The organism is Dyella terrae (genome assembly GCF_022394535.1).
Classification (GTDB): Bacteria; Pseudomonadota; Gammaproteobacteria; order Xanthomonadales; family Rhodanobacteraceae; genus Dyella.
Window position 1 is genome coordinate 2,957,585 of sequence record NZ_CP089414.1, and the last position, 14,742, is coordinate 2,972,326.

The window sequence follows — 14,742 nt, forward strand, 5'->3', positions numbered from 1 at the left end:
GTATGCGTGATTTCCGCATGAGGAACGGAAGGGAACATGCGGCTCTATCCACGTCAGCGCACGCCCTTCTGAGCAAGTCACCACGTCTCGCTCGCCATCCGTTTTCGCAAAGCCAAGGCCTTCTCGCTCGGCGCATCCTCCACGAACGTGCCCAGCTGGATATCACCGTCCGGCACATACGTACTCATCACGACACCACTCGCCGATACCTTGGACGCGATCAGCCGAAGCGATGATGGCTTGGCCATCCCGCCGAAGAGGCGTTTGCCACGCCCAAGTACAACGGGGAAGGTCCACACGATGTATTCGTCGATCAGCGAAGCGGCCTGGAGCGATTGAATCAGGTTGCCGCTGCCAATGATCTGTAGGTCGAGACCCGGCTGAGCCTTGAGGGCGGTGATGGCCGAAACGACGTCGTTTCCGAGCAGGGTCGAGTTGTTCCAATCGAGTGTCGTCAACGTGCGCGACGCAACATGTTTCTTCGCCGCGTTGAATATCTTCGCGATGGGGTTCTCGTCCGGCTGGTATGGCCAGTATGCGTCGAATATCTCGTAGGTCCGCCGCCCGAGCACCAGCTCGCGGCCCTTGCCGTCAAAACCGGCTGCCGAGATGTCCAGACTCTCGTCTGCTGCATGGGCAAACATCCAACCGCCCTGCGTGAATCCACCCGTGGCGTCTTCTTCCGGTCCGCCGGGTGCCTGCATGATGCCGTCGAGCGACACAAACGTGGATGCGATGAGCTTTCTCATGGAACACCTCTGCCGTGGAGATGCGCTTGATCTTGCGTCTATGGATCAGAAAACGTCAGATGCCGAAATATCCGTTCGCGTTGGTCAAATTCATTGCCAAGGCCTTCAGTCTAGTCATGGCGGGGCAGGCTTTCGCCAACGGCAATCGCCACGAGTAGCGCGCCAAGCAAAGCCAGCAGCACCGTGCCGATGGTGCAACCGCCCAAGGTAGCCCAGGCCAGTCCATGTCGGCTCGTGCGCCACAAATGGATGACACGGAACAGGCCGGGGAGATAGAGGAGCGCGATGCAGCCGGCTAGCCGTAGCATGACAGGGCTGTCCGCGAGCCAGGTCTCAGGCAATGTCCACAGCGCGACCACGACCAGCACTGCGCCAAGCAAGCTCAACGCAAACCCCGGCAACCAACCTTTCAGAAATGACAATCGACTAACCATGTACGTCCCGTGGTGGACCGGCTCCGTTTCAGCTCGAAACCAACGCTCCGAGCCTGCCGAAGCTCTCGCCAGGCGGCAAGTGTCGTGCAGGACGCGGGTTGGCGTGAGCCTTGCGATATGTTCGCGCCAGAATGGCGGCGCCTATAATGTCCCACCTTCACCAAGGCAACACCGATGACAGAACCCCTACGCCTCGCCAAACGTGTCGCCGCCCTGGCCCAGTGCTCGCGACGCGAAGCGGAGATGTATATCGAAGGCGGCTGGGTGCGCGTGGACGGCGTGATCGTCGAAGAGCCGCAGTTCAAGGTGCTGGAACAGCACATCGAGATCGATCCGAATGCCCGGCTGGAGCCTACTGAACCTGCCACGCTGGTGCTGCATAAGCCAGCAGGCATCACTATCGACGAAGCTCGGGCATTGATTCGCGTGGAGAGCCACGCCGCTGACGATACCTCCGGCGTGCGCGTGCTGAAGCGTCACTTTGCCCGCCTGGAGTCGCCGCTGCCCCTGCCCGACAAAGCCGAGGGCTTGGTGGTCTTCACCCAGGACTGGCGCGTAAAGCGCCGCCTGGAAGAGGATTTCGACCGCATCGAACAGGAGCTGGTGGTCGAGGTCGCGGGCAAGTTGGCGCCGAATGGCCTCGCGCTGCTCAACCACGGGCTCAGCTTCGACAACTATGCGCTGCCGCCGATCAAGGTGAGCTGGCAGAACGAAACCCACCTGCGCTTTGCCCTGAAGCGGATCGCCCCCGAGAAGGTCGAGCGCATGTGCAGCGCAGTGGGGCTGAAGGTGCTCGGGATCAAGCGCATCCGTGTTGGCCGCGTTCCCATGTCCCGATTGCCACCGGGTCAATGGCGTTATCTGCTCAGTACAGATCGATTTTGATGCCGTGATAAGGCGGGCGAGCCACGCATCGCGGATCGGTGTCACCGACCGGCTTGGCTAAAAGAGTGTCGTGCGACGAGGTAGTTAGGGTTTCCCGCGCCCGCCTCCACCTTCCCCGAGAAGGGAAAGGTGGAGGCAGAGCACTGACACTCAGGCCTGCGTGCTGACCATCGACCCCGAGGCAGACGGATTGCCCAGCCCGCTTGAAAGCGTCTGCAGGAAGTTCGGCAGCGATGCGCTGCTGCCAGAGCCACCCAGCGAGCTGACCAGATTCTGGAAGCTCTGTTGCAACGAATCCAGCGTGCCGTTGGACGTGCCGGTGGTGGATGTACTCGAGCTGGAACTGGTGGACGAGAGCTGACTGATCAGGCTTTGCAGATCGCTCTGCATGTGTCCGCCATGATGGTGGCCACCGCCATGATGAAGACCGGCCGACTCGGCGCCATTGGCTGCGCTAGTGGTTGGTGTGGCAGCGGTCGTCGCCGACGTGGCGGCTACGGCGCTACTGGCTGTGGTGCCAGACGTACCATCCGCTGCGGTGGCACTGGCGCCTTGTGCATTCTGCGCCTGCAGCGCGGCCATCAGGCTCTGCATGAATGCAGACATCGCCTGTGACGGATCCTGCGTCGAGGAGGTGCCGCTCGAGGATGTACCGGTACTCGTCCCGCCGGACGTCGTCGCTGCGCTGGACGCACTCGGCGCGCTGATTCCGCCTAGCTGCGACAGCGCCTGAAAGACTGCACCGAACAGACCGTTGCCTGACGAAGCGCTACCGCTCGTTTGACTGGTGCTGCCGGTAGCACCGGCCTGGCTGGTGCTGTTGGACTGGTTCAATGGATTGAGCCAGTAGTTGTTGTTGGAAATGCCGCCGATTGTCATAGGTACTCCACCGGAAGTTGGATAGTCGTCGTATCACCGGGCTTAGCGAGCTCGCATCGCCTGAAACGCTTGGTCAGGTAAGCGACGCATAAGGACCCGGGTCGGGATCAAGCAAATCCATCACCAGCAAGATGTCGGCCAAGGCCGAAGAAACGCTTGGCGTTCCTGAGTAAAGAAACGTAATGCCCGCTAGAACGGCGCCCTGCGGGCATATCGCCGTCTTGTTGATATCGAGCGACTCCATTTGAGGTGTCTAATCGACACCCCAATGAGTCCAAGCGTCAACAAAAGCGTCAATGGCACGACATGGACGTCTATTTATCGACGCAAAAACATGCAGTTAGCGTAAGTGATTTCGCTTGCCGCACATCACTGCACCAGGGAATCAAGGCTGCGTCCTCTGCTGAACGCGCCTTGGCAACGTTGTCGCGCGCAGCGATCCGCTGCGGGCCGCATGGCTTCAATGTGATGAAACGAACTCCGATGCTGCTTGCGCGGGAGGTATCGCGAAGTCGGTCCTCATGCGCCTTACTTCGGCATGGGGCGGTAGGCCGAAGAGACGTTTGAATTCTCGATTGAATTGCGAGGCGCTTGCATACCCCACGGCGTAGCTCGCCGCTTCCGCTGTCATCCCCTGGCGAACCATCAACAGTCGCGCCTGGTGCAGGCGCGTGGACTTGAGGTACTGCATTGGCGAGGTTTGCGTTACCGCTCTGAAATGGCTATGGAACGTAGGTACGCTCATGTCGGCCTCTTTGGCCAACTGCGCCAGATTGATCGGTTGGGCATAGGCACCATGGATATGACGAAGCGCCTTCCCTATCTTCCCGAATTGTCCGTGCATGCTTAGCGCCGAACGCAGCGCCGTTCCCTGGGCTCCCGCAAGTACGCGAAAGTAGATTTCGCGCAGAAGACCAAGCCCGAGCACCGCGGCCTCCAAGGGTTGGCTCATGGCTTCCAGAAAGCGCAGAACTGAGGTTCGCAGCGCCGCGTCCATGGGACTGGACATCATGCTGAGCGGTGCTTCGTGGGTGACCGACGAATGATCGCGGTCGATCTGGATCATCAGATCGGCAGCCATCTGAAAGTCGAGATGCATATAGATGGCTAACAGCGGATGTGCGGGAGTGCCATCAGATTCCATGGTGAACGGAACTGGCACGGCAACCGCCAGGTAATGCTGCTCGTCGTAAACGTAAACCTGATCGCCAAAATAGCCGCGCTTTCGCCCTTGGCAGACGATCACGATGCCGGGGTCATACAAGACCGGCGTCATGGATAGCGTGCGATCCGAACGCAGGATGCGCACGCCGGGCAATGCCGTGAGGTTGTATCCCTCCTGCGGCGCAAGCCCCCGAGCCAAGGCCGCCATGCGCTGGCTATCGTCCATCCGAACCGGCTCAACCGGGCTCACGGGAAGATGGCGACTCATAGAAATAGGCAAGAAAAGGAGAACATCGGGCGTTAATGGCGAGTCTAACAGAGCCTATCGTGCAAGCGTCGTTCACCATCAAGGAAGCGCTGCCATGTCAGCAAGCAAGACGTTGCTCATCACCGGAGTCAGCAGCGGGTTTGGTAGAGCCCTGGCTCAGGAGGCACTCGCCAAAGGTCACCGGGTGGTTGGCACGGTGCGGACGAAACAAGCCCTGCTTGAGTTCGAGGCGCTTGCCTCAGGCGAGGCTGCTGGTCGCTTGCTCGATGTCACGCACTTTGATGCGATCGACGGCGTCGTTGCCGATATCGAAGAGACCGTGGGTCCGATCGACGTGCTGATCAACAGCGCCGGCTACGGCCACGAAGGCATTCTGGAAGAATCGCCATTGGCAGAGATGCGGCGACAGTTTGATGTGAACGTCTTTGGTGCCGTAGCCATGATGAAAGCCGTGCTGCCTTACATGCGTCGCCGACGCAGGGGACATATCCTCAACATCACCTCGATGGGTGGCTATATCACGATGCCCGGCATTGCCTACTATTGCGGCAGCAAGTTTGCACTGGAAGGCATTTCGGAAACGGTCGCCAAGGAAGTGCAGCCTTTCGGCATCGCCGTCACAGCGGTGGCTCCTGGCTCATTCCGCACAGACTAGGCAGGACGTTCGATGATCAGGACGCCTCGCTCCATCCCTGATTATGACGAACTGTTCGACCCCATTCGTGAGGCTCGCCAGCAGAAGAGCGGAAAGCAGCTTGGGGATCCTGCAAAAGCGGCGCGAGTCATGCTGGACCTGATCACCCAAGACTCGCCACCACACCATCTGTTGCTTGGTAGCGATGCTCTCGAACTGGTGCGGCAGAAGCTATCCATAGTGAACGCGGAGCTCAATCAGTGGGAGCCCATCTCGCGCTCGACCGATGGCTGATGAAGGGATCAATCACTTTCTGTGCATGTGCAAATTTCGTGAATGAATTTGACATACAGAAGAACTGAAAAGCGCGGCCACTCCACTCTTCCTGAAGAAGACCCACCGGGACTGGGTGCAAGTGGAGCCACTGCCCTCAGTCACACCATCAAGCTTGTGCTTGATGAAACAGGACCAGTCTGATTGATTTCTATCGGTGATCCATGCGTTATGAAAAGCATTCGGAACTATGGATGTCATCGCATGAGTTCGTGGATGGACCAGTCTCGTCGTTGGTCGGATGGGCGATGGGTCGAGAGACAGGATATTTGGTACGAAGACCTCGTGAAGATTGAGAGTCCAGATATCGCAGGCACCCCGCCGAAGCGGGATATGTATTTGCTTAGAGACAAACCCTTTAGCCCTGTAGCGCGCTGGACAGAGGTTGAAGGGGAGGCAGGTGAGCCACCGGTTCGAAAGGCGGTGTATTGCGGCATTTGCCTTAGCTTTAGCCATCAGTTCGAAATCGAGTGGCTGATTCGTTCAGCTAAAAGGCGGCGAGCCATATCCGGTGGCTTTTTCTGGGATGCGCCTCGTGCAGAAAGCGAGCCCTCCTTCCCTCGCTATGACGTGCCGGCGGACGTGGCGATCAAGCGAGCCCTGGCTCTGGCCAAATCAAGCTATGCCGGAGTGCTATCGACCCCGGTCTCCCGGTCGGGTACTACGACAGGCCTTGGGGATGCTGTGGACGCAATCGTCGCAAAATCGCCCACGATGCAACGCCAGATAGAGGATCTAAAGGCGAGGAAATGGGCTATTGAATACCAGCAACCCGGGCTCGCCAGCGCAGCAAATAGTGTTCGACAGACAATCTACATAGGTGATGCGTATCGAACGCGGCCGGAGTGGGCGGTAAGCCAGCTTAGTCATGAGCTTGGCCACTTTGACTACCCGCCCAACTATGACTACAGCTCTAAGGCGGCTTTCCTGCAGTCAGAACAGCTGAGTGAAGGCTATGCAACGATTAGCAACATAACGGCACAGCGAGAAATAGTGGCGAATGGTGGTCCCAGAATCCCAGTGTCAGTCAATCCAGACAATGTGGCCCAATACAACCAAATCTACGATCAGGGGGCTGCATCAGGGGACTGGAGTTCGGCAGCAGCATCCATCGGCCATGTTTATGGCGACGGAGAGAAAAGTATCGACCCCCATACAGGGCAACTCGATACCTACAACAACATCTTTGGAAACGCATACGATGCCAGGCCTAACCGTGGTCACTAAGGCATTTGCAACACGCCTGCCGTTTCTTTTCTTACTTATACCGGGTCTTGGAGTGGCGCAAATGGCGATCGAGAAGAGAGTCGATAGAACGTTGGTCGAACTGGTCGATGCGATGCCAAAGCCGTTGCCGCAATCCGCCGTAACAGTGGAGGACTCACTGGGCGTCCCGTTGCGAGTAACTTCGGAAGACGCATATGGGGCTATCTACGTTTCGCAACCGTTTATTACCTCCGATGGCTACAAAGTCAGGAAAGTCGAGCTGCGCACGATGCCGGTTATCCCCTCTCCTAAGCAGAAGGGTGTCGGCGCCATACTGATCATCGATCTCGACCTTGAGACCTGTGTACCCGAGGATACGCTGAAGGAAAAGTTTGGCATGACACGGCTCGGCGATCCCGTGGCCGATGACCCTGGCTTGTCCTCATGGGAAGCAGTCGTGCCGTGGGGAACCTTCGGGCTCAGCGTTCGTACCTTGCTCGGTGGAAAGCGATGCGTGGATGCGGTGGTGATAAAAAACAGCACAAAAGCTGTTAGATAGATCCGGCAAGACAACGGCCATCTACGACGCAGCCAACACTGCCAACCTTGATCCCTGATTGCATCATCACAATACTTATCTCTAGTCGTATACGCATCAATCACACCGCAAACGCACCACACAATGGATATCCTTCGGCAACAAGCCCGTATGTTGCTCAGCGAGATAGAGGACGATCGCGCCGGTTTCGAACAAGACCAGATCGTCCTCTTCATACGTTGGAATTTGCCCAAAGGGATGAAGGCGTAGATGGGCGGGTTCCTTCATCACCTGAAACAACACATACCGAACGTCGAAGGGCTGGCCCACTTCTTCCAGCGCCCATTGAACGCGCGTATCGCGGGCCAGTCCTTTGCCGCCGTCGGTCGACCGTTCAAAGGCGGCTTCGCATTTCGCGGTACTTAGTTTCCCGAAGCGGCCTCGCAAATCCGCTCGATGACAACAGCACCGTGATGGGCCTCGTCCTCATTCGCCGGAGCAAATTCCGTAATGGTCAAACCGACGAGATCCGCCTGCGTCGCAATACGGCGGACCAACGCGAGCGCCTCTGCGACCGAGACACCATCAGGTTCGCGATAGGAGAGGTAGGGAAACTCGATGGGGTCGAGTACGTCGAGGTCGAAGTGAATGTGCACCGGGCCGCTGAACACATGGTCCGCCTCCAGGGTACGCAAGCCGAGAGCCGAGCCAAACGCCTTGTCTCCGGCATCCGCGACACGGATGCCGTAGTACCTGAATCGCTCGGGCGCGATCGGCTTGCCTTGTAGACGACGCATGGCCGCGGGCGCAAAGCCCATGATGGCGCTGACCGGCATGCCATGAAAATAGCCGCTTGGCGTTGTCTCAGGCGTATTGGCATCCATGTGCGCGTCGATCCAGATGACTTGCAGATCCGGATAGACGCCATGGAGATAATCGATGGCAGCAATGTCTACGGCGCAATCGCCTCCGGCCGTCAGCAGCCGACGAGGACGGTGCTCAGCAAGCAGGCGCTGAGCTTGGCAAAACTGATCATGGATGGCATCCCAATAATGGATGCCGTAATCGTCGCCAGACTTGTCGCTTTCACACAGAGATACGAGTGGTGCGAATCGCGAGCAGACCTCCGCAACCGCTTTCGCACCACGCAAGATATTCGTGCTCCGGCTTGAGCCCTGCCATTGCAGGTAGCCGAGCGCCAGATCGAAGGGCTCTGTCATGAATCCACCTACCGGTTTGCCGGCGCGAAGGAAGGAATTCGGCAAGCACCGTGATATCACTTGCAACTTCCCACATCAACACATGTCGACAGCGCTCCACTCCCCGCGCCGAGGTAGTTGACGGGGACCTGTCCTCAACTCGCTAATGGATTCTGCCCAGTCCGCGAAGCTGACGAAGTGCGGCGCCGAAATAACCGGCGTCGGTGTCCGCGACGGTACCGTTGCTGCGGGCAAGCGCCGGAAGCGCCGTCCACGGCAGCGTCGGATGCTGGTGATGCAGACGATGAAGATGATGGTTCATCAACACAGGGCGCCAGATGGCGGACACTCGAAAGTTGCGAGCACGCGCCTGTTCGTCAAGCGTGACATCGTAGTGGGGAAGATTGTCTGCCAGTGACAGCCACAGTCCACGCAGGAACATCGTGATAGCAAGCACGGGCCACCATGCCCCGTAGAAATAGAACGCGCAGGCATAGAGTGTGAGTGCCAGAATCCAGTCGCGCCGCATACGCATGCGCCGGTCCTTGTTTCCGGCAAAGGCAACAAACAGGCGCTGGACATCCCGGCCGACAGGTTCGTCGCTGCGAAGCTTGTAGGCGACGAGTCGGCACACCCAGGTGGATGGCAGAAAGGTGAGCAGCGGCACGGCGAGTTCCGCCAGATAGAGACCGCCTAGCAGATGCGCGTAGTAGCCCAAGCGCGCAAGCATGGGATGCGTTGCGCCGTCATGCACATCCGGCCGGTCAAAGGATTCGCGGGTGTAGCGGTGATGCATCAGGTGGCCGAAGCGAACGGCGTCGAACGGCAATACGAAAGCGATGGACAGTGCTCGCCCAAACCATTCATTGAGCTGGCGCTGGGGCAGTAGATGTCCATGGATGGATTCATGGATCAGCCCCCAATGCATAGGTGTCAACACCACGAGCGGCACGGCAAGCCACAGCGCAGACGTGCCCCAGTGCCGCAACAGGAAGGGCCACGCGATGAGCTGCAACAGGACAGCCGTGGTGACGAGTCCCAGCAGCGCCCCATTGACGCGATGGTCGATGGGAACACGTCGAGATGTTTGCCGCTCTGCCGCTGCCTGGGCTCCATCCATCGTTACCGCTGCCTGTAGGTCCATCTGTTCCCCGTAAGCACGACATGGTCGCTGCATAAGCTAGCAGCGCCTTTTGACAGACTGAAGAGACCGCCAGCGGCCAGGACCGACATACCGCCGCCAACCGGCCTCTGCGCGGCAACTTTTTACGCCGAATAAGACGTCTAAACCGACTGCCCGGCCCGGCCCGGCGATCGGCTCGCACCCCGACGCCCACAAGATGACGCCCTAAACGTGCTGCGCCAGATACGCAGTGGGCGCTACGCCCAGTTCACGTTTGAACATGGCAGTGAACGCACTCGGGCTGTCGTAACCGAACTCCAACGCGACCTGCCCCAGCGACGCGCCTGCGGCCATGCGGGGCAGGCTAAGCACAATGCACATGCGCCGGCGCCACGCGCTGACCGACATGCCCAGCTCCCGCTCGAACAATCGCGCCAACGTGCGGCCACTGACATGGATGCGAACGGCCAGTTCGTCCAACGAGGGCGCGGTTGCTGGTTCGGCCAGCAGGTGCTGGCATATCTGCATCAGGCGCGGCTCGCTCGGGAAGGGCACGTGCATGGCCAGGCGCGGCGCCTGTTCCAGTTCGTCCAGGATAAGTTCCATCACGCGGTGGTGGCGGCCGCTTTCCTGGTAATCCAGCGGAATCGCCATGGCAGCGATGATGGCCTCACGCAGCAGCGGCGATACGTCGATGACCTCGCAGCGCTGTGGCAGGCCGTCGCGCGCGTCGGGCCGAACGAACACGGTGCGCATGCCCACATCACCGGCCATGCGTATCTGGTGCGCCATGCCGGCAGGCATCCATAACGCCTTGCCAGCAGGCACCACCCAGCGGCCCTCCGCGCTGGCCACGGTCATGGCGCCGGTAACGCTGTGGATCAGTTGGGCGCGGCGATGGCTGTGCGGAGGCACTTCCGCCCCGTGCACGTAGTCGGTGGCGAGCGCCGCCACGGGGCGCTCGCAGGCTTCGCAATCGTCGAGGGTACGCAGCGTGTCCATTACGCGACGATTGTCGTCTCGATCTAGTATGGAAGACAACCGGCAGCCATGGCCAAATGAGAGTCGATCTCATTGAGTGCCTTCCGATGCTGCGTCGATTTCCCTTCCTGGCCGCTGTATTGCTCCCCTTGAGCGCCTGCGTGCCGCCTACTGCGGTGGCGCCTGCGCGCGTGCCCATCGCGCCAGACCAGGGCCTGTTACGTCATGACCAACCTGGCATGTCCTCGGCGCCGGCCGGGACATCGTGGTGGACGCTTTACGACGATCCCCTGCTGGGCCAACTGGTACAGCAGGCGCTACGTGACAACCTGGATCTGGAGGCCGCCAGCGCGCGGGTAGCTCAGGCCCACAGCGTGCTTGATGTGCGTCGACGCCAGCGCCTGCCTTCGACCCAGCTGACGGCGGGCGCGGGTTATGGCAGCACAGCCACTGACCAGCTTGCCGCCGCACTCGATGACACACCCGTGCGCACAGGCCTGCGATACGACGCCGGCTTGGATTTCTCATGGGACACCGACCTCAACGGTCGCCTGGGAGCTTCTGTGCGTCAGGCTCGCGCGCATGCCGGCGAGGTGCAGGCACGTGCCGATGGTGTTCGCATCGACGTGGCCGTGGAAACGGCGCGCGCCTACGTGGACATCTGTGGCTACGCGGCACGCGTGATCGATGCGCGTCGTTCGATCGATCTGCTCAACCAGAGTCTCGCGGTGCAACGCAAACGGTTGACGGCCGGCGCCGGCAACCGCCTGGATGTGGTGCGCACGCAAGGCTTGGTCGACGAAGCCACGGCGGCTTTGCCGGACCTGCAGGCCGCGCATGACAACGCGATCGAAGAACTGGCCGTATTGCTGGGCAAACCAGTGGATGGCATGCCCGCGGGTGCCACCGATTGCCATGCCGTGCCGCAATTGTCGGCGGCGTTGCCGGTGGGCGACGTCGGCGATCTGCTGAAGCGGCGCCCCGATGTACGTGCGGCGGATCAACATCTGCGCGCCAGCACAGCGGGCATCGACATCGCCACGGCGGAGCTGTATCCCTCGGTATCCATCGGTGCTGGCGTGCTGAGTTCCGCCAGCCACGTCAGCGAACTGGATGCCCGCGCCTCGACGGTTTGGCGCATCGGGCCGCTGCTGTCATGGCGCTTCCCCAACGTTGCGGTGGCGCGTGCGCAGATAGCGGCGGCTCGGGCCGATCAACGCGCGGCGCTGGCCGACTTCGACCAAAGCATCCTGCGCGCACTCGCCAGCGTACGCACCGCGCTCAACAGCTATGCCGCCGCGCAACGCCGCCGCGAAGCACTGCAACACGCCAGTACACAGACCGGCGAGGCACTGGCCCTCGCTCAGCGCGGACAGTCGTTGGGCGCGGTCGATGCGCTGGACGTACTCGACGCCGAGCGCAGCGACGTCGCCGCGCGACTGGCTGCCACCGCTTCTGACGCGAACGTCGCGGTGGCGCAGCTCGGTCTGTTTCGCGCGCTGGGTGGTGGCTGGCAGGCAACCGATGCCGCCGCGCCCGCTCCATCTCCACGTTCCGGCGCTGCCGGATCCGCTCCCTGATACGCGAGAACCCTCATGTTGAATCGACCTAACCGTTTCACCGCCATCCGCGATGCCAGGGCATGGGCCCAGCGCAGCCCGCGCGCACTCGCGGGCGCACTGGCCGGCATCGCGCTGCTGTTTGGCGGCATCACTTACTGGTGCCTGGTGGCGCGCTATCGCGAAAGCACGGACGACGCCTATGTGCGTGCCGATATCGTCACGGTCAGCCCGCGCGTGAGCGGTTATCTGGCCCAAGTACTCGTGCAGGACAATCAGGACGTCAAGGCCGGCGACGTGCTGGCCCGCATCGACGATAGTGATTACCTCGCCCGCGTGGCGCTTGCGCAAGGCGCGGTGGATGCCGCCGATGCCGAGCTGCGCGGACGCCGTGCGGCCATCACTAATCTGGATGCGCTCTCCGACGAACAGACCAGCCACATCGCCGCGGCAGAAGCCGATGTCGCCGCGCAACAGGCCGCCGCACACAAGGCTGCACTGGCCTACCAACGCCAGCAATGGTTAAAGCAGGAACAGATCGCCAGCCAGGAGCAGTTGGAAAGCGCGCAGGCGGAAGCAGCCATGAGCGCCTCCGCACAAACGCAGGCTCAGGCCGCGCTGGCCGGTAGTCGCAAACGCCTTGTATCCCTGCAAACGGAGCGCGCGAAAGCAGAAGCGGCACGCGATGCGGGCGAAGCGGATCTCGCCAAGGCGCAAGCCACGCTGACGCTGGCGCAGTTGGATCTGGACCACACACGCATCCAGGCACCCAGCAGCGGTCGGGTGGGACAGCGCAGTCTGCGTGTGGGCCAGTACGTCGCGGTGGGTACGCCCCTGCTCGCCATCGTGCCGCGTGACACTTATGTAGTGGCCAACTTCAAGGAGACACAGCTGGCCCGCGTGCACCTGGGCCAGCCGGTGCAAGTGGAGGTGGATGCACTGGGCGGGCGCCATTTGCATGGCCGCGTGGAAAGCTTGTCCCCCGCGTCGGGCGCGGAATTCGCCTTGCTGCCGCCGGATAACGCCACCGGCAATTTCACCAAGATCGTGCAGCGCATGCCGCTGCGCATCGCACTGGACGCTGCCGAGGCGGACGCGTTGCGTCCCGGCATGTCGGTCGTTGCCACCATCGACACGCAACGCACGCCATGAGTGCAGAGGCCGAGGAGAAGGTTTCTCTACGCACCTGGGTCGCGGTGATCGGCGGTGCAGTGGGCTGTTTCCTGGCGGGTATGAACGTACACGTCACCAATGCATCGTTGCCAGATATTCGCGGATCGCTGGGCGCCACCTTCGAAGAAGGTTCGTGGATCAGCACGGCCTATCTGGTGGCCGAGATCATCGTGATACCGCTGGCCGCGTGGCTGACCCAGGTGTTCTCGATGCGACGCGTGCTGATGACTGGCACGGCTGGCTTCGTGGTGTTCTCCATCCTTTGCTCGTTAGCGCCCAACATCGGCACCATGATCTTGGCGCGCACGCTGCAGGGTGCGTTTGGCGGTGTGCTGATTCCCCTGAGCTTCCAGTTGATCGTGACCGAGCTGCCGCGCTCGAAGCATGCGCTGGGCATGGCGTTGTTCGCCGTATCCAACAATGTGGCGCAGGCAGCGGGGCCATCACTGGGTGGCTGGCTCACCGAGATGTATTCGTGGCGCTACATCTTCTATCTGCAGATTCCGCCGGGGCTGGCGTTGCTGGCTGCGATCGGCTGGTCCATCCGCCCGACCGCGCCCGACTTGGCCAAACTACGTAATGGCGACTGGGGCGGCATTACCGCCATGGCGCTGGGCCTTTCTACCTTGCAGATCATGCTTGAAGAGGGTGAGCGTAAGGATTGGTTCTCCTCCTCCTTCATCGTGTTATCCAGTCTGGTCGCTGTCGTCGGGTTAGTGGCTTTTGTCTGGACTGAGCTGCGCCGCGCGCAGCCCTTCATCAACCTGCGCCTGCTCGGTGCCTACAACTTCGGGCTGGCGAGCCTTATGCAGTTTCTGTTTGGCGCGGTGGTGTTTGGCGTGGTGTTTCTCGTGCCCAACTACTTTGCCGATGTACAGGGCTACAACGCACGCGAGATCGGCCTGACCATGATCCCTTACGGCATCGTGCAGTTCGTGATGTCGTTTGCCACGCCACCGTTGATGCGGGCCACCAGTCCGCGTCTGGCGATTGGTGCGGGCTTTGTGATCATGGCGATCGGTTGCCTGATGAACATCCACCTCGACATGGATGCCGCGAAGAACACCACCGTGCCTTCCTTGATTGTGCGTGGCGTGGGGCAGTCGCTGATCGTGGTGGCGTTGGGCGTGATGGCGGTGGATGGTCTGGACAAGGCCGAACTTGGCTCCGCCTCCGGCGTGTTCTCGATGGTGCGCAACGTGGGCGGTGCCATCGGCATCGCCATTGCCAGCCAGTTGGTGGTGGTGCGGCAGAAGTTCCACGCCGAACGCATCGGTGAGCACGTGACGCCCTACCTCGCTGCGTACCGCGACCGTATCGCACAGGGCGTAGCTCGCCTGGCGGGCCACGCGGTAGCTCCATCGGATGCACTGCAAGGGGCGGCCTACGCTGGCCTGCGACAGCGCTCGCTGGCGCAACTAGCCTCGGTGGTGCACAAGCAGGCGTTGCTGGAGGCGTATAGCGATGTGTTCCTGCTCGCTGGTGTGACCATGCTGCTCTGCGCAGGCGGGGCATTCCTGTTTCGCAGTGCACGGCACGCGGAGCCCAAGGCCATCAGTGATGCCGCCGAGGCGATGGAATCTACGGTTGAAGTGGCTTGATGGACGTAGCGGCAGA

The 14,742-nt window shown here is 60.9% G+C and carries 16 protein-coding genes and 1 pseudogene; 8 read left to right on the forward strand and 9 right to left on the reverse strand.

Annotated elements, in window-relative coordinates; all coding sequences use genetic code 11:
- Positions 1-77 precede the first annotated feature (77 nt).
- A complete protein-coding gene (locus DYST_RS12835; protein ID WP_239946017.1) occupies positions 78-749 on the reverse strand; it encodes a dihydrofolate reductase family protein in 672 nt (223 codons plus the stop codon).
- 110 nt (positions 750-859) lie between these two features.
- Positions 860-1,171, reverse strand: a complete 312-nt coding sequence (locus DYST_RS12840; RefSeq protein ID WP_239946018.1) for a hypothetical protein — start codon at positions 1,169-1,171, stop codon at positions 860-862.
- A gap of 186 nt (positions 1,172-1,357) precedes the next feature.
- Here DYST_RS12840 and DYST_RS12845 point away from each other — a divergent pair, with 186 nt between their 5' ends.
- On the forward strand, positions 1,358-2,068 hold the full coding sequence (locus DYST_RS12845) for an rRNA pseudouridine synthase (RefSeq protein WP_239946019.1): 711 nt from the start codon (positions 1,358-1,360) through the stop codon (positions 2,066-2,068).
- Between the two features lie 150 nt (positions 2,069-2,218).
- Here DYST_RS12845 and DYST_RS12850 read toward each other — a convergent pair whose 3' ends face one another.
- From DYST_RS12850 to DYST_RS12860, 3 genes are all read right to left on the reverse strand, one after another.
- Positions 2,219-2,947, reverse strand: coding sequence for a hypothetical protein (locus DYST_RS12850; RefSeq protein WP_239946020.1), 729 nt, complete (start codon positions 2,945-2,947; stop codon positions 2,219-2,221).
- A 73-nt stretch (positions 2,948-3,020) separates the two neighbouring features.
- Entirely contained in the window at positions 3,021-3,191 is a 171-nt protein-coding gene (locus DYST_RS12855) for a hypothetical protein (protein ID WP_239946021.1), read from the reverse strand.
- 216 nt (positions 3,192-3,407) lie between these two features.
- Positions 3,408-4,337, reverse strand: coding sequence for an AraC family transcriptional regulator (locus tag DYST_RS12860; protein ID WP_239946022.1), 930 nt, complete (start codon positions 4,335-4,337; stop codon positions 3,408-3,410).
- A gap of 136 nt (positions 4,338-4,473) precedes the next feature.
- Between DYST_RS12860 and DYST_RS12865 the strand changes: the two genes are divergently transcribed.
- From DYST_RS12865 to DYST_RS12880, 4 genes are all read left to right on the forward strand, one after another.
- Positions 4,474-5,034, forward strand: coding sequence for an oxidoreductase (locus DYST_RS12865; RefSeq protein WP_239946023.1), 561 nt, complete (start codon positions 4,474-4,476; stop codon positions 5,032-5,034).
- Between the two features lie 12 nt (positions 5,035-5,046).
- Complete coding sequence (locus DYST_RS12870; protein WP_239946024.1) at positions 5,047-5,307, forward strand: hypothetical protein; 261 nt, start codon at positions 5,047-5,049, stop codon at positions 5,305-5,307.
- A 324-nt stretch (positions 5,308-5,631) separates the two neighbouring features.
- Positions 5,632-6,573 carry a hypothetical protein gene (locus tag DYST_RS12875; protein WP_239946025.1) on the forward strand — a complete coding sequence of 314 codons (942 nt, stop codon included), beginning with the start codon at positions 5,632-5,634 and terminating at the stop codon, positions 6,571-6,573.
- A 61-nt stretch (positions 6,574-6,634) separates the two neighbouring features.
- Entirely contained in the window at positions 6,635-7,111 is a 477-nt protein-coding gene (locus DYST_RS12880; RefSeq protein WP_239946026.1) for a hypothetical protein, read from the forward strand.
- Between the two features lie 129 nt (positions 7,112-7,240).
- On the opposite strand, the pseudogene DYST_RS12885 reads toward DYST_RS12880, so the two are convergent.
- The 4 genes and pseudogenes from DYST_RS12885 to DYST_RS12900 all read right to left on the reverse strand — a co-directional run.
- Positions 7,241-7,537: pseudogene (locus DYST_RS12885) on the reverse strand (glutathione S-transferase N-terminal domain-containing protein); the annotation flags it as partial.
- Positions 7,513-8,310 carry an arginase family protein gene (locus DYST_RS12890; protein WP_239946027.1) on the reverse strand — a complete coding sequence of 266 codons (798 nt, stop codon included), beginning with the start codon at positions 8,308-8,310 and terminating at the stop codon, positions 7,513-7,515. The gene DYST_RS12890 and the pseudogene DYST_RS12885, both read right to left, overlap by 25 nt.
- A 142-nt stretch (positions 8,311-8,452) precedes the next feature.
- A complete protein-coding gene (locus DYST_RS12895; protein ID WP_239946028.1) occupies positions 8,453-9,433 on the reverse strand; it encodes a fatty acid desaturase in 981 nt (326 codons plus the stop codon).
- A 204-nt stretch (positions 9,434-9,637) separates the two neighbouring features.
- Entirely contained in the window at positions 9,638-10,414 is a 777-nt protein-coding gene (locus tag DYST_RS12900; RefSeq protein WP_239946029.1) for an AraC family transcriptional regulator, read from the reverse strand.
- A gap of 86 nt (positions 10,415-10,500) precedes the next feature.
- Between DYST_RS12900 and DYST_RS12905 the strand changes: the two genes are divergently transcribed.
- The 3 genes from DYST_RS12905 to DYST_RS12915 are packed head-to-tail and all read left to right on the forward strand — an operon-like array spanning position 10,501 to position 14,726.
- Positions 10,501-11,973, forward strand: coding sequence for a TolC family protein (locus DYST_RS12905; protein ID WP_239946030.1), 1,473 nt, complete (start codon positions 10,501-10,503; stop codon positions 11,971-11,973).
- Positions 11,974-11,988: 15 nt separating this feature from the next.
- Positions 11,989-13,104: an HlyD family secretion protein gene (locus DYST_RS12910; protein ID WP_239946031.1), complete on the forward strand. Its 1,116-nt coding sequence runs from the start codon at positions 11,989-11,991 to the stop codon at positions 13,102-13,104.
- Complete coding sequence (locus DYST_RS12915) at positions 13,101-14,726, forward strand: MDR family MFS transporter (protein WP_239946032.1); 1,626 nt, start codon at positions 13,101-13,103, stop codon at positions 14,724-14,726. The genes DYST_RS12910 and DYST_RS12915 overlap by 4 nt, the downstream gene beginning before the upstream one ends.
- Positions 14,727-14,742: the final 16 nt, after the last annotated feature.

Bases quoted from the DNA above. Each gene is read 5' to 3' on its own strand.
- DYST_RS12855 (WP_239946021.1), bottom strand. From the start codon at position 3,191: ATGGAGTCGCTCGATATCAACAAGACGGCGATATGCCCGCAGGGCGCC.
- DYST_RS12910 (WP_239946031.1), top strand. From the start codon at position 11,989: ATGTTGAATCGACCTAACCGTTTCACCGCCATCCGCGATGCCAGGGCA.
- DYST_RS12845 (WP_239946019.1), top strand. From the start codon at position 1,358: ATGACAGAACCCCTACGCCTCGCCAAACGTGTCGCCGCCCTGGCCCAG.
- DYST_RS12895 (WP_239946028.1), bottom strand. From the start codon at position 9,433: ATGGACCTACAGGCAGCGGTAACGATGGATGGAGCCCAGGCAGCGGCA.
- DYST_RS12860 (WP_239946022.1), bottom strand. From the start codon at position 4,337: ATGGACGATAGCCAGCGCATGGCGGCCTTGGCTCGGGGGCTTGCGCCG.
- DYST_RS12915 (WP_239946032.1), top strand. From the start codon at position 13,101: ATGAGTGCAGAGGCCGAGGAGAAGGTTTCTCTACGCACCTGGGTCGCG.
- DYST_RS12850 (WP_239946020.1), bottom strand. From the start codon at position 2,947: ATGACAATCGGCGGCATTTCCAACAACAACTACTGGCTCAATCCATTG.
- DYST_RS12890 (WP_239946027.1), bottom strand. From the start codon at position 8,310: ATGACAGAGCCCTTCGATCTGGCGCTCGGCTACCTGCAATGGCAGGGC.
- DYST_RS12880 (WP_239946026.1), top strand. From the start codon at position 6,635: ATGGCGATCGAGAAGAGAGTCGATAGAACGTTGGTCGAACTGGTCGAT.
- DYST_RS12835 (WP_239946017.1), bottom strand. From the start codon at position 749: ATGAGAAAGCTCATCGCATCCACGTTTGTGTCGCTCGACGGCATCATG.
- DYST_RS12905 (WP_239946030.1), top strand. From the start codon at position 10,501: ATGCTGCGTCGATTTCCCTTCCTGGCCGCTGTATTGCTCCCCTTGAGC.
- DYST_RS12900 (WP_239946029.1), bottom strand. From the start codon at position 10,414: ATGGACACGCTGCGTACCCTCGACGATTGCGAAGCCTGCGAGCGCCCC.
- DYST_RS12865 (WP_239946023.1), top strand. From the start codon at position 4,474: ATGTCAGCAAGCAAGACGTTGCTCATCACCGGAGTCAGCAGCGGGTTT.
- DYST_RS12870 (WP_239946024.1), top strand. From the start codon at position 5,047: ATGATCAGGACGCCTCGCTCCATCCCTGATTATGACGAACTGTTCGAC.